The organism is uncultured Paraglaciecola sp. (assembly GCF_943787955.1).
Classification (GTDB): Bacteria; Pseudomonadota; Gammaproteobacteria; order Enterobacterales; family Alteromonadaceae; genus Paraglaciecola.
In genome coordinates this window covers 92984-119934 of sequence record NZ_CALSOK010000015.1, presented here as the reverse complement: position 1 = coordinate 119934, position 26951 = coordinate 92984, and the positions used below count along the sequence as shown (strand labels likewise).

Sequence of the window (26951 nt, the reverse complement as noted above, 5' to 3'; positions counted from 1 at the left end):
CTTTAATACCCACTCATTGCCGATTGTAGGTTATATTCGCCGATGTAAATTATTGAAACTAATAACATCAGGAAATATTATGACTGTATTGACCGGACGCAATATAACTCTCGTTCTATTGATTGGCGCTACCATAGTGCTTAATGCTTGTGGTTCAACCGACAAATCTAAATCGGTGACTATATCAACTCAGCCCGAACCCCAGGGGAAAATAGTAAAAAGCCCAATCGATAGCCGTGAATATAAATCCATTGTGCTAGATAATCAACTTGAGGTTATGTTGGTATCTGATCCTAGTATAGAAAAATCAGCAGCAGCTTTGAGTGTTGCGGTTGGGTCTTTTCAAGAGCCTAAAGAATTTGGGGGCTTAGCGCATTATCTTGAACATATGTTATTTTTGGGTACCAAAAGTTTCCCCACAGTAGGTGATTACAGTGAGTTTGTGAGCCGCAATGGCGGCAGTCAAAATGCTTACACTCAGCTCGACCACACTAATTATATGGTAGCGGTAAAAAATGATGCTTATGATGAAGCATTGTCACGATTTAGTGGCTTTTTCTACGAAGCTATATTAGAAGAAAGTTATGCTGATAAAGAGCGTAATGCGGTGCACTCGGAATGGACTATGAAAAGTCCTAACGATTGGGTTATTTTGGAACAACTGAACGGCTCAACTTTAAATCCAGAACACCCTATCTCGCAATTTAACTGGGGTAATTTAGACTCGTTAGTAGATAAAGAAAACAACAAGTTACAAGCTGCTTTAGAGGATATGTATAACACTTATTATTCTGCCAACTTGATGAAAGGCGCGATGGTCAGCAATTTGCCGATTGCAGAAATGAAAAAACTGGCTCAAGAAAACTTTGGTAAAATTCCCAATAAAAATACACCACGTCCACAAATTTCAGCTTCGGTAGCTAAATCTGAACATTTGAAAAAAGTGGTTCATTATATTCCGCAAACTGACATGAAACAGTTACGCATAAATTTTGTAATTGAAAATAATGCGCAGCAGTTTGTCGTTAAACCTAATGGTTATGTGAATTATTTACTTGCCAACGAAATGTCTGGTACCTTAGCTTCTGCGCTGCGTGATGCTGGATTAAGCGACGCGGTATATTCAAACTATGATGCGGATGAATATGGTAATGCTGGCAGTTTCACTTTATATATCGATTTAACCGAAAGTGGTGTACAAAATCGCAACAAGGCCATGGGCGCAGTACTTAAGTATTTAGCATTATTAAGAGAAGAAGGCGTTAACCCTCGATACTTCAAAGAAATCAAACAGTCACTGAGTAATAGTTTTCGTTTTAAAGAAAAAACCAACGATTATAATTATGCGATGAAAATTGCCGCAGATTTACAACATGTGCCCGCTGAATATGTATTAAGTAGTGCTTACGAATATCAACGTTTTAATCCACAAGTGATTCAAGCTGTTCTTGACCAATTGACCCTGGACAACGCGCGCATTTTTTATATAGATAAACAGCAAACTGGTGAGCAGGACATGGAGTATTTTGCGGGTCAATACAGCGTGAATGATATTAATTCTGAGTTAGAGCAAACGTGGCAACTGATGTCAGAGCAGTTCGATTTAAGCTTGCCAAGAGAAAATAGCCTGATGCCAGAAAGTTTTGATTTAGTGGCTGCAAAGTATACCGATAAACCTAAACAGTTAGTGGCAGATAAAGGTCACACAGTTCACCTAGGCCATTCAGCTTTATTTAAACAACCTAAGGGAAGGGTGACACTTGATTTGAACAGTGGGTTGACCAAATCTTCTGCGAAAAATCATGTTTTAGCTGATCTGCTAAACCGAGGATTAGGCCAAAAGTTAACTGAACTTCAATCTGAAGCAAGCGCAGCAGGAATGGGGTTAAATGCCAGCTTATCAAACGGCTTGTCACTCACCGCAACTGGATTTACTGATAAACAAGGTACGTTGTTGGCTAGCGCTTTAAAGTACATATTAGATTTTGACATTAGCGATAGTGAGTTGGCCAATTTTAAAGCGAGTTTTAAGTCAGATATTGAAAGCAGCAAACGACAAATTTTACTTAATCAGTTATTTCCTAAATTTAGTCGAGTATCGAATCTTGATGCATTTAGTGACGAAACTTTACTTACAGAAGTCGATGGGATCTTATCGACTGACCTTAATTTATTTAAAGATCAATTGTTAAAACAAGCAAACTTGAGAGTTTTTGCTTTTGGTAATTATTCAGATAAACAAGTGATAGCGTTATCTAATATGGTTTTGAACCAGCTGCCTGAAGACCGCGAAGTAGCCGATGTTTATCAAACCCCATTGCTGAAAGTAGAAGCAGGCACAACCTATAACTGGCAAGAAAATGTAGAAATGACTGACATAGGTTTAATTGATGCCTATTTAGCGCCGCGAAATGATGCTGATTTAGCTGCGGCAAGGTTGTTGTCACAAATTATTCGCCCTGCTTTGTTTAAACAAATTAGAACAGAGGAACAACTTGCTTATGCGGTTGGTTTTTTTGGTCAAACATTTAGGCAACAAATGTTAGTTGCCTATTACATTCAATCACCTGCTAAGGGATTGGCTGAAGTTGATGAACGCATTGCTTTATTTCGTAAAGGTTTTACCGAGCAACTTGCAGCCATTACCGAAGAAGAGTTTGCGACTACTAAAAACAGTGTGTTAATCACCTTAACGCAACCTGCGAAAAATTTGTCAGAAGAAATGGGCGAGTTTACTGGTGATTGGCGTGAACAACTATGGAGTTTTGATAGCAAGGAAAGACTGATTGCAGCAATAGAAACGATCACCTTAAACGATGTTAAAAATCTTTATCAACGTATTGAAGGTGGTAAAGATTTCGGTAGAGTGATTATTCAAATGCGCGGTACGAAATTTGCGGATAAAGCCTTTATTGAACCCAAAGGCGCTATCAAGGTCACAGATATTGATGGCTTCCATAAGCAGCTAACCCAATAGTCAGTTTGTACATTTCTCCCCTAAATTTTGGGGAGAAGACTTTAATCAACAAAACAGTATCAAGGATAAAAATGGCATTGCGCAAGCACCTTTGTTTAGTGATTTGTGTATTAGCACTCAATGGTTGCAGTGTTTTAGGGTTTGCCACTGATCTCACATTGATCTCTGCCTCTGACAGAAATACGAAGCCAGGAGACCCAAGTCATATGAATAACTATGAACTTTACTTCACTCAAGAAGGCATAAAACATCATGTAGAGGCAGTGAAAAACTTTATGGAAGGGGTATCTGATCCGCAGAGTGATTTTTCGCCTTGGTACCAAGAAAAAACACAGACACAACCGCTAGCCTGCAAAAATGTAGCAGATGGCAAATAACAATGTTATCCAGCAGAATATTGTACAGGTATGTATATTAAAAATAGCGGTAGCCAAGCACAACAAACTCAGTCATCCAAAAAACTCACTGCAAAATAGACAGTTTTCGATATTCTGTTATTATCTTATACACTTATACACTTATACACTTATACACTTATACACTTATACACTTATACACTTATACACTTATACACTTATACACTTATACACTTATACACTTATACACTTATACACTTATACACGGGATTGATTCAGTTGAACAAAAATAAGGTTATTGCATGGGTTTTTATTATGACGCTGTTGATCAGCCAGTCATATGCCTATGCGTCAGTGCCTTGTGAATCAAATGGGGATAGTAATAGTCAGCAGCATGATGATATGCGCACTATGCGCACTATGCAAAACAGCATGGCTAAACATGTTATGACCAGCGATATGCAACACAGCATGCAGCAACAAATCGTTCAGCAAAAAAATTTGGCAATGGACTGTTGCGATCAGGAATGTAGTTGTCCCACAGGTGTTTTTTCATCCGCAATGCTCACTTATTTTTTTACCACCTCCGCGTTAAACCTAGTATCAAAACCTTCAAATTTCTACCTGTTTTCAATACAAGAGACATTCCTACCGTCTTTACGTAAGCCCCCTATTATCGGCTAACACAGGACAGATCCGTCTTTAAATAGACCGATGCTGCTCCTCTTGTTGAGCTGGCGTTTTCGCACCTTTTTATCATTGATTTTAATACCCTAGTATTTTATTTTTTATAAAGCTAGGTAACATGGATTACCCATGCAACAAACTAATAAGTTCCACTATTCATGGTCATCGTTACGCATGTTTGTCGTGCTGATGAGTACTTTACCCCTTAGCGTATTGGCAGGTATCACCATGCAAGACGCTGTAAAAATTGCTATTCAGCAAGATCCTTGGTTAGCGGGTAACCAACTTCAAGAACAAGCGCTTAGAGCCGCCAGTGAAGGGGTGAATAACCTACCCGATCCTAAGCTATCCATGGGACTACTTAATTTACCTTCAGATGGTTTTGCGTTTGACCAAGAGCCCATGACGCAATTTAAGGTAGGGGTTGCTCAACTCTTTCCCCGCGGCGATAGTTTAGCTATCAAACAACAGCTACTGAATTATCAGGCTGACCAACATCCGTATCAGCGAGAAGATCGCAAAGCAAAAATACAAGTGACTGTTTCACAACTATGGTTAAACGCAATTAAAGCTGACCAGACTATCCGCTTAATTGAACGTGATCGTGTGCTTTTTGAACAATTGGTAGATATTGTAAAAGCCAATTATTCCTCAGCCCAAGGAAATACCCGTCAACAAGATGTGATAAGCGCACAACTTGAGTTGGCACGATTAGATGACAGATTAACCACCGTTAATAGTCAGCGAGATATCGCCCTTACAAACTTGTCTGAATGGCTGACACCATCGGCACAACTGGCAGTATCTGAAACCTTTTCAGGAACCACTCCTGTTCCAACATTCCCTGAACTGTCAGATGAAATTAAGGGGCTTTTACAAAGAGCAGACAATACGGGGTTGTCACAGCTATTAACGCATCATCCCGCCTTACTCGCTATCGAACAATCAGCTAAAGCGGGAGATACAGCGGTAAATTTGGCGAAACAAAAATATAAACCACAGTGGGGTGTGAATGCTAGTTATGCCTACCGGGATGACGACCAGCTTGGGCAAAGCCGTGCAGACTTCTTTTCTATCGGTATTACAGTGGACGTGCCTATATTTGGTTATGCACAACAAGACAGTGAAGTGGCGGTATCTCGCCTAACGGCGCAAGCCATAGAGACCGACAAACGTTTATTACAACAACGCATGCTAGCTCAGATGTTAAACCTGTATCAGCAGGAAACCCGCTTTGGGCAGCGTGAAGCTGGATTTTTAAGTGCTATATTGCCACAAATTCAAGAGCAAGCAGATGCGTCTTTGTCAGCCTATACCACTGATGACGGGGATTTTTCAGAGGTGATGCGCGCTCGAATTTCCCAGCTTAGCGCACAAATAGATTTGATCGATATTCAAATTGAAAAGTGCAAAATACGCATCCAGCTTGGGTATTTCTTGGAAGGTCACACAGATTCAAATAACAAGGGGGAGTATCGATGAAAACGCTATATGCCATCATCGTTGGTGGAGTTGGCGGGGTAATATTAACCGCGACTATTTACTCACAATTTGTATCCACAGAAATGGATATGACTCAATCAGCCTCCACAGAGCCAGATCCCCTTTACTGGGTCGCTCCTATGGATCCTAATTTTCGCCGTGATGAGCCCGGGAAATCACCTATGGGTATGGACTTAGTGCCTGTTTTTGCAGACGTCAACAAAGGAAATGATCTTGGTGTTGTGCGGATTTCACCCAGTGTAGTCAATAATTTAGGAGTGAGAACGGCAAAGGTTAAGCTGACCATACTTCAAGAGCCTATAAAGACAGTAGGTTACGTGCATTACAATGAAAATAACCTGGTGCATGTGCATCCTCGTGTTGAGGGATGGATTGAAAAACTTTATATCAAGGCGGCGGGTGAACAGGTTAGTAAGGGGGAGCCTCTTTATGCTTTGTATTCGCCTGAACTGGTGAATGCCCAGGAAGAATACTTATTAGCTAAAAAGCGTAATAACCAAGAGTTAACCTTAGCGGCAGAAAGTCGCTTGTTAGCATTGCAAATGCCTGCACAAAGCATGAGAGAGCTTAAAACGAGTCAAGTGGTTCAACAAACTATTGTGTTTAACGCCCCTCAATCTGGGGTGATAGACAACTTAGCCATCAGGGAAGGGTTTTTCGTAAAACCTGGCACCACTATAATGTCTATCGGTGCGTTGGATGATGTGTGGGTAAAAGCTGAGGTTTTTGAACGCCAAGCCGCACAGGTTAAAATTGGTCAGTTGGTCACTATGACGCTTGGTTTTGTGCCGGGGAAAACATGGCAAGGGCAAGTTGATTATGTTTATCCCACAGTCGATGCCAAAACCCGCACACTGAGAGTCAGATTACGTTTTGACAATGCTGATATGTTGCTCAAGCCCAACATGTTTGCTCAGGTCGTCATTCATAACGACTCACAAGAGCCAACCTTGTTGGTGCCTAAAGACGCGGTTATTCGCACCGGTACCCAAGATAGAGTGGTGTTAGTTGTGGGCAAAGGTCAATACAAATCTGTAGAGGTGAATTTAGGACAAGTCACCAATGCATTTGCGCAAATATTAGGTGGGGTAGAGGTGGGTGAGCAGGTAGTGGTCTCCGCTCAATTTTTATTAGACTCCGAGAGCAGTATCCATTCTGACTTTATGCGTATGTCTCTTTCGCCAGGCAATGATGCTCAAAAGAATAGAGCAGATGATGTTCAAGTGATCACAGAAGATGAAAAAGTAGACTCAGCTAATGTGGAAGGCGTCATTAACCACATCAATCTGCAGACTCGCGTGGCCAATATTAGTCGTGGGCCTATCGAAAAGTGGGGGCGTGGCCCAGCAACCTTAGATTTTGTTTTTACTGAGAGGTTATCCCTCAACAAATTACAGCAAGGAGATAAAATACACTTCACTTTTGACATCCAAAATGGTGATTTCTTGATTACCGATTATGCGCTCACTATGCAGGGAAATGGGCAGGAGCATGATCATGATTGAGCGCGTTATCCATTGGTCAATTACCAATCGTTTTTTTGTGTTACTGGCCACTTTTATTATTATTGGCCTAGGATTGTTTGCATTACGCAATACACCTGTTGATGCCCTACCTGATTTGTCTGATGTGCAAGTTATTATTAAGACCAGTTATCCTGGGCAATCCCCACAAGTTGTCGAAGACCAGGTGACGTACCCTTTGACCACCGCCATGTTGTCTGTACCGGGAGCCAAAACCGTCCGCGGTTTTTCATTTTTTGGTGATTCTTTTGTCTACATTATATTTGATGATAAAACTGACCTGTTCTGGGCGCGTAGCAGAGTGATGGAATATTTGTCACAAGTAGCTGGACGCCTCCCAAAGGCAGCAAAACCACAATTAGGCCCTGATGCAACTGGTGTGGGCTGGATTTATTTATATGCGCTGATAGACCGAACGGGCAAACATGATCTTAGTCAGTTACGTTCTATTCAAGATTGGTTTCTCAAGTTTGAGTTGCAAACTGTGTCTGGTGTATCTGAAGTGGCTTCGATTGGGGGGATGGTCAAACAGTATCAAATTATAGTCGACCCAGACAAGTTACGTGCATATGATATTCCTCTAAGTCTTATTCAAATAGCGATTAAACAAGGCAATCAGGAAGTCGGTGCCTCTGTGATCGAAATGGCTGAGGCTGAATACATGGTCAGTGCCTCTGGCTATATTCAATCTATTCAAGATTTGTCCCTTATTCCGTTGGGTATCAATAATAAAGGCACCCCTTTGTTACTAAGAGACGTGGCTGATATTCGTCTTGGCCCACAAATGCGCAGAGGCATAGCAGAGCTTAATGGCGAGGGCGAAGTGGCCGGCGGGGTGGTGGTGATGCGTTTTGGGGAAAATGCGCAACAAACCATTGCTGGGGTAAAGCAAAAGTTAGCGGCGTTAAAAGCTAGTCTACCTGAGGGCGTTGAAATAGTGACGGTCTATGACCGTTCAGATTTAATTACGCGGGCTGTGGATAATCTATGGTCGAAATTAGGCGAAGAATTATTTATTGTTGCTTTGGTGTGTGCCGCGTTTTTATTTCATATTCGTTCATCTATAGTGGCTGTTGTCAGTTTGCCTATAGGTATTCTGGTGTCATTTATCATCATGTATTGGCAGGGTGTCAATGCCAATATTATGTCTTTAGGGGGCATTGCCATAGCGATAGGTGCCATGACTGATGGCGCAATAGTGATGATTGAAAACATGCATAAACACATGGAAAAAACACCACTAACTGATGAAAACCGTTGGCAAATAGTAGCAAAGTCAGCTTCTGAAGTCGGGCCAGCTCTATTTTTTAGCTTATTAATTATCACTGTGAGCTTTCTTCCCGTGTTTATTTTAGAGGCACAAGAAGGCAGAATGTTTGCTCCACTTGCCTATACCAAAACTTATGCAATGGCGGCGTCAGCAGGCTTGGCCATTACCTTAGTGCCAGTGCTGATGGGGTATTTCATTCGGGGTAAAATTGTGAGTGAAAAGAAAAACCCATTAAACAGACTTTTAGTGGCCATTTATTTACCTGTTTTACGTGTAGTGTTACATCATCCCAAGACTACTGTGTTGGCCACTTTGCTCATTGCTGTGGTAGGTTTTTATCCTATTAACAAACTCGGAAGCGAATTTATCCCCCCTCTGGATGAAGGTGACTTAATGTATATGCCTACTACTTATGCAGGTTTATCAATAGGTAAGGCCCGCGAGCTTTTGCAACAAACTGACAAGTTGATCGCTACCGTTCCAGAAGTGAGAAGTGTATTTGGTAAAATAGGTCGCGCCGAGACTGCCACTGATCCTGCGCCACTGACTATGATTGAGACCTTTATTCAGCTTAAACCACAAGACGAATGGCGAGATGGTATGACCACCGAAAAGTTGCGTACAGAGCTTGATAAACTGGTGCAGATACCTGGCTTGACTAATGCGTGGGTGATGCCGATAAAAACCCGTATCGATATGCTCGCTACAGGTATTAAAACACCCGTTGGTATTAAGGTGGCAGGCAGTGACTTGATTGTTATTCAACGTATCGGTCAAGATATAGAGGAAATTCTTTCACAGATGCCGGGTACCGCTTCGGTGTATTCAGAAAGAGTTGCCGGTGGGCGTTATATAAAAGTGGATATCAAGCGTGAATTGGCATCTCGTTACGGTTTAAATATTTCAGATGTGCAACAAGTGGTATCGACCGCTATTGGTGGCATGAATGTGTCCGAGTCGGTTGAAGGTTTGGAACGTTACCCTATTAATTTACGTTACCCACAAAGTTATCGAGACTCACCAGAGCAACTTGCTTTGTTGCCTATCGTGACGCCAAGTGGACAGCGTATTGCTTTGGCTGACGTAGCAAAAATTTATGTTGAAGACGGGCCCGCGGGGATAAAAAGTGAGAATGCGCGAATAAACGGCTGGACTTACATTGATATTAAAGACATTGATGTTGGCAGCTACGTCCAAAATGCAAAGGCGTTATTGTCTTCAGAGTTAGTCTTGCCCACGGGTTACAGCCTAACTTGGGCAGGGCAATATGAATATATGCAGCGGGCGAAAGAGAAACTTGCCTATGTATTACCTTTAACGCTTGCGATTATAGTTATTTTGCTGTTTATCAACTTTCGCAACTTTGTCGAGGTCGCCATTATAATAGGCACTTTACCTTTGGCTTTAATGGGGGGTGTTTGGTTGTTATATTTGGAAGGTTTTAATCTGTCTGTGGCATCTGGTGTGGGTTTTATCGCATTGGCTGGCGTAGCAGCAGAGATAGGTGTGATTATGCTGGTCTATCTTAATCAGTCGTACCAAGAATTGATACGAACCCATCAAAATAATAATACTGAGCCTAGTTTAGACGATTTGGTTGAATCGGTGATGAAAGGAGCTGGGCTTAGGGTAAGGCCTGTGATGATGACCGTTGCCACCATTATGTTGGGTTTATTACCTGTCTTGTATGGCTCAGGTACAGGTTCAGAAGTGATGAGTCGAATTGCTGCGCCTATGGTAGGAGGCATGACCAGCGCATTAGTGCTATCGTTAATTATTGTGCCTGTGGTGTATTTATTATGGCGTAAACAAGCGATTAAGTGATAAACAAAAGGTGCTCACACTTTAGACGCAGGATAACGTTAATGTGTGAGTCGCCATTGATCAATATAAAACCACTTATTGATAGTGTGATGTTCGTTATACAGGTTTACTTTTACCTCCCATTGATCCTTCATCCGTCCAGCCAGTTTTTTTATCAATCATTCTTCTATTATATGAGCTGATTGGCATCGTTTTTGGTGTCATTAAGTTGAGGGGGCGCAATATAGCCCCAAAAAGGTTTTAGCTTACTAAGCTTGAAGTCTTAGCGCTACGTGATGACATTGAGAACCTAACATCTCTTTAAGGTTTATCATTAATGGATAAATCTAAATAGAAAGTTTGCCTGCATAATATGTGCTTGGATGGAGGCGTAAAGATAATTTTCGAAGATAACAAAACAGGATGACAAATATCACTCTACAAGTGAGGCATAAAAAAGGCGAGCGAATGCTCGCCTTAAAAACTTGTGATATGTTATTTTAAATATTTGACTAAACTTTGCACAATTTTGGGGCTGCCAGCCACAATATTGCCTTTATGCATAGGGTCATTACCCCCAGAAAAATCTGTGACCAATCCTCCTGATTCACGCACCATTAATTCACCGGCTGCAATATCCCAGGGTTTGAGACCACTTTCCCAATAACCGTCATAACGGCCGGCTGCGACGTAAGCTAAATCTAATGCTGCAGAACCACTGCGACGTATATCACCTGCCTGCATAAATATTTTATTAAACCCTGCTAAATACTGGGGTAGTCTGGTTTTATTTCTAAAAGGAAAAGAGGTGGCAAGGATCGTTTGGCTCAATTCTTTGGCATTACTAGCACGAATACGAAAACCATTAAGCTGTGCACCAGCACCTTTGCTTGCTGTGAACAATTCGCCACGTATTGGATCAAATATCACACTTTGATCCAACCGTCCTTTGTGCATGAGGGCGATAGATACCGCAAAATGAGGGATACCTTTAATAAAATTGGTGGTGCCATCTAAGGGGTCAATCACCCATTTGAAATCGTTGTCACCTTCCACTACACCCCCTTCTTCACCTACAAAACTGTGATCTGGGTAGGATAGTTTGATTTTGTGGATTATAGCCTGTTCGGCTTCTTTATCGATGCGAGTGACGAAATCGTTGTCGCCTTTTGCTTCAGTTTGCAAGTCGGTCTGATTATCAAACCCATTAGCAATGATATTACCCGCAGCACGCGCAGCACGGATCGCTATATTCAGCATAGGATGCATAGTTAACCACCAATTTTAAAAGAACATTAAACAAAAAACGCTTAAGAATGTTCAGTCAACCTAATTACGTGTACTGAACAAAAAATCGCAGCGAAGTATACCAAAGCTCGTAAATTTAGCAAACAGAATGTTTTTTTGGAGGCTTGTCTTACTGCCTAATCCTCTGCATATTTATGCTAAATCGTCATTTTGAGGTGGTGTGGGTATGTGCTATTATGCGCGCCCTAAAATTGACCCGTTAAAAAAAAGATACCACACATCATGTTAGAGAATATTCGCATAGTGCTTGTTAATACCTCCCACACAGGCAACATCGGCTCGGCTGCAAGGGCAATGAAAACCATGGGGTTAAGTCAATTGGTGTTGGTTGATCCTATTAGTGCACCAGATGGTAAATCCAGTGCTTTGGCAGCAGGCGCGGGTGACGTGTTAGCGAATGCAAAAATAGTAGATACTCTGGCCGAAGCAGTGGCTGATTGTGGTTTAGTGATTGGTACCAGCGCTCGTTCTCGTACTTTATCTTGGCCGATGTTAGAGCCAAGAGGATGTGGTGAGAAAATGATAAATGAAGTGTCTAAGTATCCTGTCGCTTTGGTGTTTGGTCGTGAAAATAATGGATTAAGTAATGATGAATTACAACAATGTCATTTTCATGTGTGTATCCCAGCAAACCCTGAATATAGCTCCTTAAACATAGCCGCGGCAGTTCAAACTTTGTGTTACGAAGTGCGAATGGCTTACCTAAATTTATCCCGTGGTCAATACCCAGAAAATCATCCTGAAGACTCAGAATATCCTTTGGCAGAGGATCTTGAAGGTTTTTATAGTCATTTGGAACAAACCCTTATCAAAACGAATTTCATCATTGCCAAACATCCGGGTATGGTAATGGCCAAGTTACGTCGATTATATAACCGTGCTCGACCTGAGACTCAAGAGCTGAATATATTGCGCGGTATTTTAGCATCGGTTGATAAAACCAATAAAAATCGAGAGTAATAAATTAAGTGATTTCAATGTAGGTAAAGAAATTTCGAGACATTTGAAATTAACTGGAATCTTTAAGTCGATGTTAGTGCTAAAGATATTGATAAAATTATTTATGGGGAAATGCATGCTTCTGTCGAGGCACGAGAGATATTGTTTAGTGATACACACCCCATGGTAAGTAATGAAAAGTGGGGCGCAAACAGCTGTACTTACAGACGATACTTATCACAAACTGAGGTTGATAATGTTTAGTAGAATGAAAGAAGATGTGCAAAGTGTGTTTCATCGTGATCCAGCCGCACGTAATACTTTTGAGGTGCTGACTAATTACCCAGGCTTACATGCTATTTGGTTTCATCGTCTGAGTCATAGATTATGGAAAGCAAACTGGAAATGGTTGGCTCGTTCTATTTCCACTTTTTCTCGTTGGCTTACGGGTATTGAAATTCACCCTGGAGCAAAACTTGGGCGACGTTTTTTTATAGATCATGGTATGGGTGTGGTCATTGGAGAAACTGCTGAGATTGGTCATGATGTGACCTTGTATCATGGTGTCACACTGGGTGGAACAAGTTGGAACGCTGGGAAACGACACCCTACATTAGAAGACAACGTAGTAGTGGGTGCTGGCGCCAAAGTACTAGGGCCAATCACTGTGCATACAGGTGCCAAGGTAGGATCCAACTCAGTAGTGGTGCGTGATGTACCAGAAAATGCCACTGTTATTGGTATTCCTGGACGTGTCGTGGTGGAGCAACATAAGCCTGAAGCGCCGACTAATGGGGAGCGTGAAAAAATAGCCAAAAAGTATGGTTTTGATGCGTATGCGGTAGCAACAGATAATCCTGACCCTATCGCTCATGCTATCGGTGTGATGGTGGATCATGTTCACCTTGTTGATAAAAAAGTTGAGGAGATGTGTCAAGCAATCAATAAGATGGGGGGGGATGTCTGTGGTGAATCGTTACCCACTTTAGACTTGGAAGACTTTTCTGATAACGAACATGGAGAGGATATCAAAAAGGTCAGTGACGCCTTCGATCCATACATATAATACTTGACTAAATTACTAGGTTAAATACTTGACTAAATTAGTCAGGTATGCAAAAATTTAAGCAAATATGGTATCGGGTTTATTACTATGAAGTTGACTTCAAAAGGTCGTTACGCAGTGACAGCTATGTTAGATGTGTCTTTACACTCTACACGTGGGCCTGTGTCTTTAGCCGATATATCCGAGCGCCAAGAAATTTCTTTGTCTTATCTTGAACAACTTTTCTCTCGTTTACGTAGAGAGAAGTTAGTAGACAGTGTACGCGGTCCTGGTGGCGGTTATAAACTAGAACGTCCAGCTAATGAAATATCTATCGGTGAAGTTATCCGAGCGGTAAATGAATCTGTTGATGCTACTAAGTGCCAAGGTCAAGGCGGTTGCCAAGGCGGAGAACGATGCCTAACCCATAATTTGTGGGAAGGCTTAAGTGACAGAATTAGTGTGTTTTTAGACGGTATTACTTTGGGTGAGCTCATGCAACAGCAAGATGTGAAGCAAGTAGCCGAAAGACAAGACAAACATAAACATCATAATCAAATAGCGGCAAACGAAATTTCTATTAGTTTGCAGCTTTAAGCGGAGTAAAAAATGAGCGAATTAAAGCTTCCTATCTATCTGGATTATTCTTCAACGACTCCAGTAGATCCTCGTGTTGCAGCTAAGATGGCAGACTGCTTAACGACAGATGGCGTATTCGGTAACCCCGCATCTCGTTCACACAAATTTGGGTGGGTAGCAGAAGAAGCAGTCGATGTCTCTCGTAACCAAATAGCTGATTTGGTCAATGCTGACCCAAGAGAAATTGTATTTACCTCAGGTGCGACTGAATCCAATAATCTAGCCATTAAAGGCGCTGCTAATTTTTACGGAAAAAAAGGTAAACACCTAATTACCCTAAAAACCGAGCACAAAGCGGTACTAGATACCATGCGCCAGTTAGAGCGGGAAGGTTATGAAGTGACTTACCTTGACCCAGAGCCTAATGGTTTAATTATTTTAGATAAGCTGATTGCAGCTATCCGCCCCGATACCATTTTGATTAGCATTATGCATGTCAACAATGAAATTGGGGTGATTCAAGATATTGCAGCCATTGGTGAGATGTGCCGTGAGCGCAAAATTTTGTTTCATGTGGATGCCGCACAAAGCACAGGTAAAGTGCCAATCGATTTACAAACTACCAAGGTAGATTTGATGTCGTTTTCTGCACATAAAACGTATGGCCCTAAAGGTATAGGCGCTTTGTTTGTTCGTCGTAAACCACGCATCCGCTTAGAGGCGCAAATGCACGGTGGCGGTCATGAGCGCGGCATGCGATCTGGCACTATGGCGACGCACCAAATTGTAGGTATGGGCGAAGCTTTCCGCATTGCCAAAATAGAAATGGCCGCTGAAAACGAACGATTGATGATGTTACGTAACAGGTTATGGAATGGCATTAAAGATATGGAAGCCGTTTACTTAAACGGTGACATGGAAAGCCGTATTGCTGGTAATCTTAATGTCAGTTTTGCTTATGTTGAAGGTGAATCATTGATTATGGCACTCAAAGATATGGCCGTATCTTCTGGTTCAGCTTGTACATCTGCAAGCCTTGAGCCTTCCTACGTTCTTCGCGCACTGGGCTTGAACGACGAGTTGGCACATAGCTCAATCCGTTTTACCACAGGGCGATTTACGACAGAAGCTGAAATTGATTATGTGATCGGGGTCATACGTAACGCGATAGATAAGTTACGTGACATGTCGCCACTTTGGGATATGTATAAAGAAGGCATTGATTTGAGTACGGTAGAATGGGCTCATCATTAGAGGGCTCACATCGAATCCTTAAGCAATAGTCATCTAAGATCCAAAAGTAGTTTGAATTAATAGATTAGCGAAATTAATATTGATGTGATGCAGGAATGAACATTTCGTCACATAAACAAAAGGTAAAATATCATGGCTTATAGCGAAAAAGTAATTGACCACTACGAAAATCCACGCAACGTTGGTGGTTTTGATAAAAACGATCCATCAATTGCAACAGGTATGGTTGGTGCGCCTGCTTGTGGTGATGTGATGAAGTTGCAACTTAAGATTGATGAAAATGGCATTATTGAAGACGCTAAGTTTAAAACTTATGGCTGTGGTTCCGCCATCGCTTCAAGTTCATTGGTAACTGAATGGGTAAAAGGTAAGTCTATTGACGAAGCTTCTACTATCAGTAACATGGATATTGCTGAAGAATTGGCTCTGCCACCTGTAAAAATTCATTGCTCTATTTTGGCTGAAGATGCCATAAAAGCAGCAGTTGCAGATTATAAAAGTCGCCAAGTCTAAGATAAGATAAGTTTAATTAAGTAGGAGTAGCCAGTGGCCATTACTGTATCCGATACCGCAGCATTACGTGCTAAAACTTTTCTCGAAAATAGGGGAGCTGGTTTAGGGCTGCGTCTTGGTGTGAAAACCACTGGCTGTTCCGGATTAGCTTATGTACTCGAGTTTGTTGATGGCATTAATCCTGACGATAAATTATTCGAAGACAACGGTGTTAAAATTATTATTGATGGGAAAAGTTTGGCTTATCTTGATGGTACCCATCTAGATTTTGCCAAAGAAGGCTTAAACGAAGGTTTTCAATTCACTAATCCCAATGCAAATGGTGAGTGTGGTTGTGGCGAAAGCTTTAATGTTTAATGCTATCTTTGCTAAACTCTGCCGCATGTAAAACATATCAATCAATAGTCATCAGATGAATTATTTTGAACTTTTCAATATCCCCGTGTCTTTCGATGTGGACTTGTCTTTGTTGCCACAAACTTATCAGCAATTACAGCGCTTAACCCACCCAGATAAGTTTGCTAGCGGTAGCGAGCAAGAGAAGTTGCTGGCCGTTCAACAAAATTCGCAAGTAAATGATGCATACTCTGTACTTAAATCACCGCTATCTAGAGCAGAATATTTATTGAGTTTGCGCGGTATTGATTTAAAACATGAACAACAAACCATAAAAGACAGCGCTTTTTTGATGCAACAAATGGAATGGCGTGAAGAGTTAGCTGATATAGCACAGCGATCAGATCCTTTGGGGGCTTTGTCTTCACTGGAAGCTGAAATTAATCAATCGATTAAAAGTGATTTGACTAAGTTAAGATGCTTCCTTAAAAGTACTCACGACATGGCGGAACAACATGCGGCCAATATTATTCGGCAACTTAAATTTTCATATAAAATGTTATCTGAAATTGCGCTAAAAGAAGACGTGTTAAGTGATTTTTAACTTGACTCATTGTAACCTAAAAGAAACGAATTAGACCATGGCATTTTTGCAAATATCCGAACCCGGTCAAAGCGCCGCTCCACATCAACGTAAGTTAGCAGTTGGTATCGATTTAGGTACCACCAACTCATTAGTGGCATCTGTACGAAGTGGTGAAGCACTCACGTTACCTGATACCAAAGGAAGACATTTATTACCCTCTGTTGTCAGATATTTAACTGACTCAGAAGTGATTGGACAGGAAGCCAAACAACACGCCAGTATCGATCCGACTAATACAATTGTGTCAGTGAAACGTTTTTTAGGGCGCTCGGTAAAAGACATTCAAACGGCTTACCCACATTTACCTTACCAATTTACAGATCCTTTATCGCCAGTGATGAGTGTTGCTTCGGGTGATGTAAATCCTGTACAGGTATCGGCAAAAATTTTAAACGAGCTTAAAAAGCGTGCAGAAAAAACCTTGGGGGGGGAATTACAAGGTGCAGTCGTCACAGTGCCTGCTTATTTTGATGATGCCCAGCGCCAAGGCACTAAAGATGCTGCGGCACTTGCCGGTTTGAAGGTTTTACGGTTACTCAACGAACCGACAGCTGCAGCTGTCGCTTATGGTTTGGACTCTCGCCAAGAAGGCATTATCGCTGTTTATGATTTAGGCGGTGGCACCTTTGACATTTCTATTTTGCATTTAAGCAAAGGGGTATTTGAAGTGCTTTCTACCGGTGGTAATTCTGCACTAGGTGGAGATGATTTTGATGCCTTGTTGGTAGAATTTATTCGCCAACAAAGTCAGTTAACGGGGGAATTATCTAAAACTTTGCATCGTACATTGTTGGATAGAGCGAAAGATGCCAAAGAAGTATTAAGTCATGAATCTGTGTTTACTGTACATTTTGAAGATGACACTGGCAGACATCTTTCAGTGCTGATAAGTATTGACAAATTTGAACAACTAATTGCACCTTTGATTAAGAATACTTTACGAGCTTGTCGCAGAGCCCTAAAAGACGCTGAGTTAGCAAAAAAGGAAGTGATTGAAGTGGTGATGGTAGGTGGTTCGACTCGGGTGCCCTCAGTGTGTAAACACGTAGGCGATTTTTTTGAGCGTACTCCACTTACTTCCATCGACCCTGATAAAGTGGTCGCAATTGGGGCGGCTATTCAAGCCGATATTTTGGTGGGTAATAAACCTGACAGTGACATGTTGCTGCTAGATGTTTTACCCTTGTCTCTGGGGATAGAAACCATGGGCGGTTTGACTGAAAAAGTGATCCATCGCAATACCACTATCCCCGTGGCCAAAGCGCAAGAATTTACCACCTTCAAGGACGGACAAACCGCCATGATGGTACATGTGGTGCAGGGTGAACGAGAATTGGTGCAGGATTGTCGCTCCCTTGCGAAATTCACATTACGAGGCATTCCTCCCATGGCAGCAGGAGCGGCTCATATACGGGTAACATTTCAAGTAGATGCCGACGGATTGTTAAATGTTAGTGCGATGGAAAAGTCCACAGGTGTACATGCCGAGATCCAAGTTAAGCCCTCATATGGACTAGAAGATAATCAAATTGCCACGATGCTAAAAGCATCAATGGATAACGCTGAAGAAGATATGCAAGCTCGTATGCTCAAAGAGCAACAGGTTGAAGCCGCAAGAGTGCAAGAAAACTTGCAAGGTGCATTAGATGCCGACGGCCTAGCCTTGCTTGACGCATCAGAAATACAGGCCATTGCAGCAGGGATTGCAGAGCTCAGCGAGTTGGCAAAAGGCACAGACAAAGACGTCATTAAGGCGGCCATCGAACAATTAGATAAGTTGAGCGAAACCTTTGCACAAAAACGCATGGATCAATCGATTAAAAGCGCCTTCTCTGGGCAGTCAGTTGACAGAATTTAAAATAAATTGAATATTAGGAATCTAAATATGCCACAAGTAATTTTTTTACCTCACGATGAGTTGTGCCCAGATGGCGCCGTCTTAGAAGGTGAAAAAGGCACCTCAGTATTAAACCTTGCTTTAAAAAACGGCATTGGCATTGAACACGCCTGCGAAAAAGTATGCGCTTGCACCACTTGTCATATCATTGTTCGTGAAGGCTTTAACTCATTAAATGAGGGGGATGAGCTGGAAGAAGATATGTTGGATAAAGCATGGGGGTTAGAGCCTAATTCTAGACTCGGTTGCCAAGCTATTATACAAGACGAAAATTTAGTGGTAGAAATCCCTAAATACACAGTCAATATGGTGAGTGAAGGACATTAGCCTAGAGCCTCTAAGCTTTATTTTTGTGAAGAGAGCCAGCTATGTGCTGGTTTTTTATTGCCTTCAAGTTAACAGTTTCGGATAATGACTCTAATAACAGCTGTTCATACGTACAGTTATTATGTTAACTTATTCAACTAATTTAAAAAAGAGAGTAATTTATGGCCGTAATCACACGTTATGTAGTTGAACACAAAGGGGTGGAGAAGTTTGTGACCGCAGATAAAAAAGAAGCCGACCAGTACGATAAAATGCTCGATGTAGCGGATAACCTAAGTGAGTATATCGAAGGCAAAGGTATTAAGATTGATGTATCTGTGTTGGAAGAGCTGTCTATTATGCTGTCTAAAAATAAAGACTCTTTGGGCAAGTTGTTAAAAGGCACTACAGCTGATGTGTTATTGACTGAAGAAAAAGCAGAAGTGGTCAAGATTGATAAAAAGAAGGCTTAAGTTGGTTCATGCCTTTGTAAAAAATATTGCGTTACTTAGCCAGTTTACATTTTCAAATAGCTTTTTGATAAATTAAATAAACAGAATTCGCGCTAAATGCCTTAGGACTTCCTATCCGTGAGGGCTTATAGCGCGAAGGTAAAATGTAAACTGCCTCCTAACCCCTCAAACCTTGGTGTTAATATCATAAATAATAACAAACACACTTAAAGTTACAGTGGCCATAACCCTCAGCGTATTAGCTGAGTTGGGGAGTGGATAAAATCAATTGCTAGCGCGTTCAGCAGACGGTGGAAGGAGCCGCTTTTCTAGCCATTTAAATACCCAGTTCGCGCTGAAAGCAGGCATCTAATGGTGAAAGTAGAACGCCGCATCAGATAAGTCTGTTTAAAAAATATTCAAAACTGGTTTGCCCAACATTGGGAGTCGCTTGTTGTAAATTCTGAATGACGTGAAAACAGTCGAGTAATAGACGTAAAGCAGCCAATTTTGACTCTTGCAAAGATAAAAAAGAGAGGTGAAAAGTGAAAAATACGAGGCATCGTGTATTTTCATTTTATGAAAATTGATGTTTTTTTTACCTCTTCTCTATCTTAGAGCGGCTCTTTATGCTCAAATCTGCTAGATGTCTAAAAGGGAGCTTTATGCGACACATTTATATTTTCTATCAGTTCTTTGTCTTCTTCTGCTTAATTGGGTGTCAGTTGAGCTTTGCGAATCCTGATTACCGCTTTAAAACTCTCAATACCTCCGATGGTTTGCACTCAAATGAAATATATAAAATATTTCAGCAAAAAAATGGCTTTATGTGGTTTGCAAGCGACCATGGAGTGAGTCGATATGACGGCTTGTTGTTTGAACACTACCATTATGCCCCTGGCCAAATTAACCACATATCGAACAACCAGATCACCGATATACTGGAGGATAGTCGCGGTAATATCTGGATCAGCACCGAAGCAGGTTTAAACAAAATAAGCCCGGATGGCGCTGTTTCCCTCTTTCAACCTGATCCCAAACAGCCCAATTACCTGGATCAAATTTGGTTGTTGAGTTTATTTGAAGATACTCAAGGTATCCTTTGGTTAGGTACGGGCAAAAATTTAAAGCGCTACGATCCGGTGGAGAATCAATTTGTAACCTACACATTATCTATGCCTGACGAATCGACCTATGCTTTGGCGATATATCAAATAGCTGAGACTTCCCTTGGGCTGCTCTACCTAGCTACTTCTAAAGGGCTGGCGATAGTTGATCATGACTCAAAACAATTTTCCCTGGTGGCGAAGGTCAACAGTCAATTAGTGGATGAGGACAGTACCCATCTATTAACCGTTTTATCTGATGACAAATTATTGTTGGGCACTAGAAAAAGCGGATTGCTCTTATATGACATTACAACTAAAGAACTGCAGCAGTTCATAAATCAGAAAGATGGACGAAGCTTAGCCGCAAACAACATTGCCAGCCTGATGGTCAATCCAAACGGAGATATTTGGATTGGTCACAGCGACATGGGTATCTCAATTTATCATCGCCAGAATGGCACTTTTAGTTACATTAAGGCTGAAGAATTCGGTTCTTATAGCTTACCCAGCAATACCGTTCAAAGCTTATTAATTGATAAGTCTGGTTTATACTGGATAGGCACATCAGAGGGGGTTGCCCTTTATTCACCCTTGCAATTGGGCAGTCAGATCTATCGAAAGCGCCCCGTCAATAGTGGACTGTCTAGTAATTATATTTATGACATGTATGCCGATGACAAGGACAATATTTGGCTGGCGACAAGTAACGGCATAAACAGGTTAAATACCCTGACGCAAACGATCGCAGTATTTCCTCTGACCTATCCCAATGGTGAGCAATACAATGAACAGTCAATATATCAAATATCCGCTGCGGCGGATCATCAACTTTGGTTGGGTACTGACGAGGGGCTTAAATTATTTGATCCCCTGACGGGATTTTCACGGGGGGTTCAAGGCCAACCAGGTCTGCCAAACAACCCCATATATACGCTCTTAACTACAAAGGATGATAACCTTTGGATAACTGGTTACATTAATGTAGGGCTGAGACTATTTCATCAAAACAAGGGAGTAAGTAAGGTCTTCCTGGATGATGAAAACTCTGAATACTTTGCCGGTGGTAATTTTACCAATGCAAAGATCTTATCTTCTTTGGGGGAGTTATGGTTGGCAACGACGAATGGTCTTGTCCGGGTTAACCCCGAATCTGGCCTGGTGAATCACTATGAAATAGGAGGAAAACAAGGGAACACCAGAGTCACCAGTATTGTAGAAGGTCAAGATAATACCTTTTGGTTAACCACAGATGGTGAGGGATTACTCAGGGTTAGCCCCTTACCTGAGGAAGATGATCTACTTGATATTCAATATGTGACGAAGCCCTATGGGCTAGGTCAAAATGAATTACAAGCGGTGCTCAAGGATGGGGATACATTATGGTTGAGCAGTAGAACCGAACTCATTAAATTTAACGTGACTACTGGCAAGTGGCAATTGTTTCCAAGCTTGATTGGAGATGACCAACTCTTATTTTTAGAAAATGCCATTCTGAAAGTTGGTAATATCTTATACCTCGGAAGCACTCGGGGACTAGTATCAGTCGATACGACAAAGCTATTCAGTAACAAATTTGATGCGCCAGTGAAAATAACCGGAGTGACGGCTGGAGGACATCAGTTGCTGGGCCATATTGATAGTCTTTTAGCGCCGCCGATTTCTTTAGCATACCAAGAGAATAGTCTGCAGATAGCCTTTGCCGCACTAGACTTCACCAACTCGCTAAATAACCAGTATCAATTTAAATTAGAAGGTAAGAACGAAAGTTGGGTAAACACTGCCCAAAAAGGAGTTGTTTACTTCAACAGTTTAAGTGCTGGTGATTACATATTTAAGGTCAAAGGAACCAATAGTGATGGCCTTTGGAGCTCTCAAATTGCCTCCTTTAGTTTTACCATTGAGCGCCCTTGGTGGTTTTACATTACATTGGCTCTGGTTGTTTTACTTATCTTGTTAGCGCTTAAGTTTCTGCTTAAGGGGAAGCATTATATGTACTTTTTACACGAAAAGGCCCACGTAGATACATTGACCAATATCGCCAATCGATACAGCTTCAATACGCAACTTACCCAGCATATGGCCAATCAAAGTCCATTTGCCCTAGTTAATTTGGATCTAGATAATTTTAAAGACGTGAATGATCGCTATGGTCATCATGTGGGGGATTCGTTGTTGATTGAAGCCGGTAAACGTATCCAAAGCTGTATTAGAAAAAATGATACCTTGGGCCGACTTGGTGGAGATGAATTTGCTATTATTGTGACACGATTTCAGGCGTTACCCGACCTGTATGAGATCACCGAACGCATACGTTCTGTACTCAGTCAAAAGTACTTTTTGGAGGAGCACATTATTGTCAGTTCATCTAGCATAGGGATTGCCCTTTACCCGAATGATGCCACTGACAAAGCCACGTTATCAAGCTACGCCGATGCCGCTATGTATGCAGCAAAGGAGCATGGCGGCGATCATGTCTTTATGTTTAACAAGTCTTTAAGTCAGGCATTAAGCAAAAAAGAAAAAATTCTAAACAACTTAAAGCAGGCTTTAGGAAATGCAGAACTCTATTTACTTTACCAACCACAAATTCATCAATTTACCGATAAAATGGTAGGAGTAGAAGCACTTTTACGCTGGCGGCATCCTATAGAGGGAAATTATTCTGCCTATGAATTTATTCCTGAAGCCGAGTCTAATGGGATGATTATTGCCATTGGGAATTGGGTAATCGAAACAGCCTGTAAACAAGCGAAGCATTGGCAACAAATTGATGTTGATGGCTTTAAGGTATCGATTAACATATCTGTTGTGCAAATATTGCAAGCGGATTTTGTTGGAAAGGTAAAAAAAATTATCGCTAAAACTGCAGTTGATCCACAGCTTATCGAGTTTGAAATTACCGAGAGCGTACTGATAGAAAATTTCTCCAAATGTCAGAAAATTCTCACGCAGATACAGGGTTTGGGAATTACCATTGCTATCGATGACTTTGGGGTGGGCTTTTCTTCATTTAGTTACTTAACCCAATTCTCTTTTGATACCTTAAAAATAGATCAAAGCTTTGTTAAGGATATCAAACTGAATAATTTGAATTACAAAGTGGTAAAAAATATATATCAGCTGGCAAAAGATCTCGACCTAGAAGTGGTTGCAGAAGGTGTCGAACATGAAGAACAACTGTTTCTTTTAGCACAATTTGACGGGGCGATAATTCAGGGGCATTATTTTTGCTATGCGCTAGAGGCCGAGGTGATTACAAACTTGCTAAGTCATCAAAGTTTAGATAAGCAGCCCATCAGTACCTTGTTTGCCCAACAACTAAATATGAACTAAAAGTATTTTCGGTTCACAAACAAGACCGGTGTCATTTATCTTGCGCCTTTCCTTGCCGCAAGTCTAAGTTGATAAAGCAAAACAAGTAAAACAAGTAAAACAAGTAAAACAAGTAAAACAAGTAAAACAAGTAAAACAAGTAAAACAAGTAAACAGGGTCAGAGAATTGGATTATGTGAAAAAAATCCCAACCTTTTAGCACGCAACGACAGTATGTAGAAATTGCTGTAGGGCCGGGCCATTGAGGTGTGTGAGTTCAATCTATCGATGCTACTCACATGCCAAAGCAGACTATCAAAACCAATTTTATTGGGTAATAGCTAAGACCGCTTATGGCAAGTACCCATTAACTTGATAGCCCTGTTCGTCTTTTTTTTGTTCTGAAATTTGCAGTTTTAAGATGCACCACAACGGTAATACTTTTAGTCAGCAGGTTATCCCACAATTCTAATCTAAAGCGTCACACAGTCGTTTCTTTAACTGCACTTGTTCTGTGTGAGTCAGTGGCTGGTCAAACTCGTTACTCACAATAAATAAATCTTCTGCACGCTCTCCAATAGTGGATATTTTGGCTTGATGCAACTTGAAATTAAAGGCAATAAATTGTTCACTTATGTTAGCAAGTAACCCCGGTGCATCTAGGGCTTCAAGCTCAATCAAGGTGACATTGGTTTGGCTAGGGTAGAATCTAATTTTGGTTTTTACATCCAACTGCTTCATTTGACGTGACATTTTGCGTCTGTTGATGTGTTCTTCGCCAGGTTTATTTAACTGAGTTTCTACGGCTTCTCGTAAACTGTTTAAACGTGATTCAGAGGTGATCCTATCGCCGTTATGTTCAAATATAGTAAAGCTATCAAATATAAAGCCATCTTGTGTACGCATGATTTGTGCATCGTGGATAGAGCAATTTCGGCTATCTAGCACAGACGCTATTTGAGCAAACATCATGGGTCTATCTTTACCATATACCATTAATTCAGCACCTGCTTTAGACGTGTCAGCACTGGTGCCAACCATCAAAAAGTCATCGGTCATAGGGTGAGCGGCTAATATGAGGTTAGCATGCCATGCGATCTGTGTTGGTTTAAAACGAGTAAAATAATCATCACTGAGGCGTTGCCAAAACTGTAATATTTGCGTCTCGTTCATGCCGTTGTCAAGCATAGAGGCCATCGCTTGGGCTTGATGTTCGCTGATCCTGTCTTGTAACGCCACTTTGCACTCTAAACCATTGTCTAAGGCCTTTTGTGTGAGTAAATATAATTCTCTTAAGAGTGTTGCTTTCCAATCGTTCCATAGATTGTCATTGGTTGCCCGAATGTCGGCGAGGGTTAACACATATAAGTGGTTTAAATTGTTGTGGGTACGCACCGCTTGTGCAAACTCGTTGATCACTGTCGGGTCGTAAATATCTCGTCTTTGTGCGATGACAGACATTAACAGATGACTTTCCACTAACCATCTAATGAGTTCAGTATCGATAGCATTGATGTCATGGTGTCGACAAAACTCTGCTACGTCCACTGCGCCCAGTTTAGAGTGGTCACCATTTCGGCCCTTTCCAATATCATGATAAATGGCAGCAATATATAACAGCTCTGGCTTATCTAGGTTTTTGACTATATTCCCACAACGAGGGAATTCTTTATTCTCAGGTTGTGAATAATGATAAATATTCTTGACCAATCGATGAGTATGTTCGTCAACTGTGTAAGCATGGAATAGATCAAATTGCATCATGCCCACTATGTTATCCCACTGAGGGATATAAGCCTGCAAAATGCCATGCTTATGCATAATATCCCAGCCTAACGCAAAAAAGTCTGGGTGTTTGGCTAATTTTAAAAATAACTCACGACATTCTGCCCGTTCTACATAATATTGCTGTCGAAACTCTCGTCTTGCCAAGCGTAATTGGCGCAAACAATCAGAATGTAAATCTTGTATTTGAGGAGTATCTGCAATCAATAGTAGAAATTGTAAAATAGCTTCTGGAGAGGCGAATACGTTATCTTTCGTCGGGGCAATATAACCGTCGAGTAGTTCAAAGTTTGTATTGATTTTAATATGTTGTTTGACGTTCAAGTTAAGAACATCTTGGCTAAAGCGTTGCATTAACATTTTGTTCAATTCACTAATACGCCTAACGGTTCTGAAAAAGGCTTTCATCATGCGCTCTACTGACGCTTTCCCTTCGTCGCCATAACCTAATCGTGTGGCAACATCTGTTTGATAATCGAATAATAAGCGGTTTTCACTGCGACCAGCCACAATGTGTAAAGCAAACCTAATCCGCCAAAGGCTTTCACGACATTCTATTAACTCATCAAATTCTTGTTGATTAAAATAACCATGTGCCACTAAGTCTTTGCCATCTGTCGCGTTAAAATGCTTCTTTGCCACCCAACCTATAGATTGGATGTCTCTTAAGCAACCAGGGCTTTCTTTGACGTTAGGCTCCAAGTTATATGACGTGTCTTTAAATTTTCGATGACGTTCTTTTTGTTCTTGATATTTTGCCAAGAAAAAATCTTTGCTGCTCCAATAGCTCCGTGAGTTGAGTTTTTCTTGTAAGTCTTCAAAAGTCACTTCACAGCCAATTAATAAACGTGCTTCGACTAAGTTTGTCGCTATAGTGACGTCTTGTTTCGCTAGCTGAAACGTTTCTTTGATGGTACGCACTGATTGCCCAACATCTAATCCAATATCCCATAAAAGTGTAATAAACTGACTTATATGTTCTTGTTGTTTTTTTGATAACGATTTTTTGCTTAGCACTAGCAAATCGATATCTGAGTGAGGTTGTAGTTGTCCTCTTCCGTATCCACCTACTGCAATTAAGGCTAAATGATGCTCAAGATGCAAGTCCATTAATTGCCAGATATGCCTCAGTAATGCATCGGCTAATGTGGCCCTGCCTAACACCAGCCCTGTGACTTCTCCTGTACTCAATTCACTCTCTAGCCATTCGTAACTATTTGCCACTATGGTTTTGTACGCAGCAATATTATCTGCATTGTTGATCAGTTTTATTTGGTTAAGTAGGCTGTGTAGAGACAACGTGAATACCTTTAAATGAGTGGTGGCCTAATCAATTAACACAAATTACGTG

General features: G+C 41.2%; 19 protein-coding genes. 17 read left to right on the top strand and 2 right to left on the bottom strand.

Annotated features, from left to right (window positions below):
- Nucleotides 1–79: 79 nt before the first annotated feature.
- From Q0Y52_RS14870 to Q0Y52_RS14845, 6 genes are all read left to right on the top strand, one after another.
- Nucleotides 80–2977 (top strand): insulinase family protein, encoded by a 2898-nt coding sequence (locus Q0Y52_RS14870; RefSeq protein ID WP_297822918.1) that lies wholly within the window; start codon nucleotides 80–82, stop codon nucleotides 2975–2977.
- 71 nt (nucleotides 2978–3048) lie between these two features.
- Nucleotides 3049–3354 (top strand): hypothetical protein, encoded by a 306-nt coding sequence (locus tag Q0Y52_RS14865; RefSeq protein ID WP_297822916.1) that lies wholly within the window; start codon nucleotides 3049–3051, stop codon nucleotides 3352–3354.
- A gap of 258 nt (nucleotides 3355–3612) precedes the next feature.
- Nucleotides 3613–4017, top strand: a complete 405-nt coding sequence (locus tag Q0Y52_RS14860) for a hypothetical protein (protein WP_297822914.1) — start codon at nucleotides 3613–3615, stop codon at nucleotides 4015–4017.
- A gap of 132 nt (nucleotides 4018–4149) precedes the next feature.
- Nucleotides 4150–5502 carry a TolC family protein gene (locus Q0Y52_RS14855; RefSeq protein ID WP_297822912.1) on the top strand — a complete coding sequence of 451 codons (1353 nt, stop codon included), beginning with the start codon at nucleotides 4150–4152 and terminating at the stop codon, nucleotides 5500–5502.
- The gene (locus tag Q0Y52_RS14850; protein WP_297822910.1) at nucleotides 5499–7028 is read left to right on the top strand and encodes an efflux RND transporter periplasmic adaptor subunit; all 1530 of its coding nucleotides are present in this window, start codon (nucleotides 5499–5501) and stop codon (nucleotides 7026–7028) included. Before Q0Y52_RS14855 ends, Q0Y52_RS14850 begins: the two co-directional genes overlap by 4 nt.
- Nucleotides 7021–10140, top strand: coding sequence for an efflux RND transporter permease subunit (locus tag Q0Y52_RS14845; protein WP_297822908.1), 3120 nt, complete (start codon nucleotides 7021–7023; stop codon nucleotides 10138–10140). Before Q0Y52_RS14850 ends, Q0Y52_RS14845 begins: the two co-directional genes overlap by 8 nt.
- 474 nt (nucleotides 10141–10614) lie before the next feature.
- On the opposite strand, the gene suhB is transcribed toward Q0Y52_RS14845, so the two are convergent.
- Complete coding sequence (gene suhB, locus Q0Y52_RS14840) at nucleotides 10615–11388, bottom strand: inositol-1-monophosphatase (protein ID WP_297822906.1); 774 nt, start codon at nucleotides 11386–11388, stop codon at nucleotides 10615–10617.
- A gap of 261 nt (nucleotides 11389–11649) precedes the next feature.
- On the opposite strand from suhB, the gene trmJ reads away from it, so the two are divergent.
- The 11 genes from trmJ (at nucleotide 11650) to Q0Y52_RS14785 (ending at nucleotide 23836) form a co-directional block, all read left to right on the top strand.
- Nucleotides 11650–12387 carry a tRNA (cytosine(32)/uridine(32)-2'-O)-methyltransferase TrmJ gene (trmJ, locus tag Q0Y52_RS14835; RefSeq protein ID WP_297822904.1) on the top strand — a complete coding sequence of 246 codons (738 nt, stop codon included), beginning with the start codon at nucleotides 11650–11652 and terminating at the stop codon, nucleotides 12385–12387.
- Nucleotides 12388–12622: 235 nt separating this feature from the next.
- Nucleotides 12623–13432: a serine O-acetyltransferase gene (gene cysE, locus Q0Y52_RS14830; protein WP_297822901.1), complete on the top strand. Its 810-nt coding sequence runs from the start codon at nucleotides 12623–12625 to the stop codon at nucleotides 13430–13432.
- A gap of 87 nt (nucleotides 13433–13519) precedes the next feature.
- Nucleotides 13520–14008 (top strand): Fe-S cluster assembly transcriptional regulator IscR, encoded by a 489-nt coding sequence (gene iscR, locus Q0Y52_RS14825; protein WP_297822899.1) that lies wholly within the window; start codon nucleotides 13520–13522, stop codon nucleotides 14006–14008.
- 12 nt (nucleotides 14009–14020) lie between these two features.
- Complete coding sequence (locus Q0Y52_RS14820) at nucleotides 14021–15244, top strand: IscS subfamily cysteine desulfurase (protein WP_297822897.1); 1224 nt, start codon at nucleotides 14021–14023, stop codon at nucleotides 15242–15244.
- A 132-nt stretch (nucleotides 15245–15376) separates the two neighbouring features.
- Nucleotides 15377–15757: a Fe-S cluster assembly scaffold IscU gene (gene iscU, locus Q0Y52_RS14815; protein WP_297822895.1), complete on the top strand. Its 381-nt coding sequence runs from the start codon at nucleotides 15377–15379 to the stop codon at nucleotides 15755–15757.
- 33 nt (nucleotides 15758–15790) lie between these two features.
- On the top strand, nucleotides 15791–16114 hold the full coding sequence (gene iscA / locus Q0Y52_RS14810) for an iron-sulfur cluster assembly protein IscA (protein WP_297822892.1): 324 nt from the start codon (nucleotides 15791–15793) through the stop codon (nucleotides 16112–16114).
- Between the two features lie 55 nt (nucleotides 16115–16169).
- On the top strand, nucleotides 16170–16697 hold the full coding sequence (hscB, locus tag Q0Y52_RS14805; RefSeq protein ID WP_297822889.1) for a co-chaperone HscB: 528 nt from the start codon (nucleotides 16170–16172) through the stop codon (nucleotides 16695–16697).
- Nucleotides 16698–16734: 37 nt separating this feature from the next.
- A complete protein-coding gene (hscA, locus tag Q0Y52_RS14800) occupies nucleotides 16735–18597 on the top strand; it encodes a Fe-S protein assembly chaperone HscA (protein WP_297822888.1) in 1863 nt (620 codons plus the stop codon).
- 27 nt (nucleotides 18598–18624) lie between these two features.
- On the top strand, nucleotides 18625–18963 hold the full coding sequence (gene fdx / locus Q0Y52_RS14795; protein WP_297822887.1) for an ISC system 2Fe-2S type ferredoxin: 339 nt from the start codon (nucleotides 18625–18627) through the stop codon (nucleotides 18961–18963).
- Nucleotides 18964–19124: 161 nt separating this feature from the next.
- Nucleotides 19125–19415, top strand: coding sequence for a YebG family protein (locus tag Q0Y52_RS14790; RefSeq protein WP_297822885.1), 291 nt, complete (start codon nucleotides 19125–19127; stop codon nucleotides 19413–19415).
- Nucleotides 19416–20119: 704 nt separating this feature from the next.
- Nucleotides 20120–23836, top strand: a complete 3717-nt coding sequence (locus tag Q0Y52_RS14785; protein ID WP_297822883.1) for an EAL domain-containing protein — start codon at nucleotides 20120–20122, stop codon at nucleotides 23834–23836.
- Between the two features lie 447 nt (nucleotides 23837–24283).
- On the opposite strand, the gene glnD is transcribed toward Q0Y52_RS14785, so the two are convergent.
- Nucleotides 24284–26899 (bottom strand): [protein-PII] uridylyltransferase, encoded by a 2616-nt coding sequence (gene glnD, locus Q0Y52_RS14780; RefSeq protein ID WP_297822881.1) that lies wholly within the window; start codon nucleotides 26897–26899, stop codon nucleotides 24284–24286.
- Nucleotides 26900–26951: the final 52 nt, after the last annotated feature.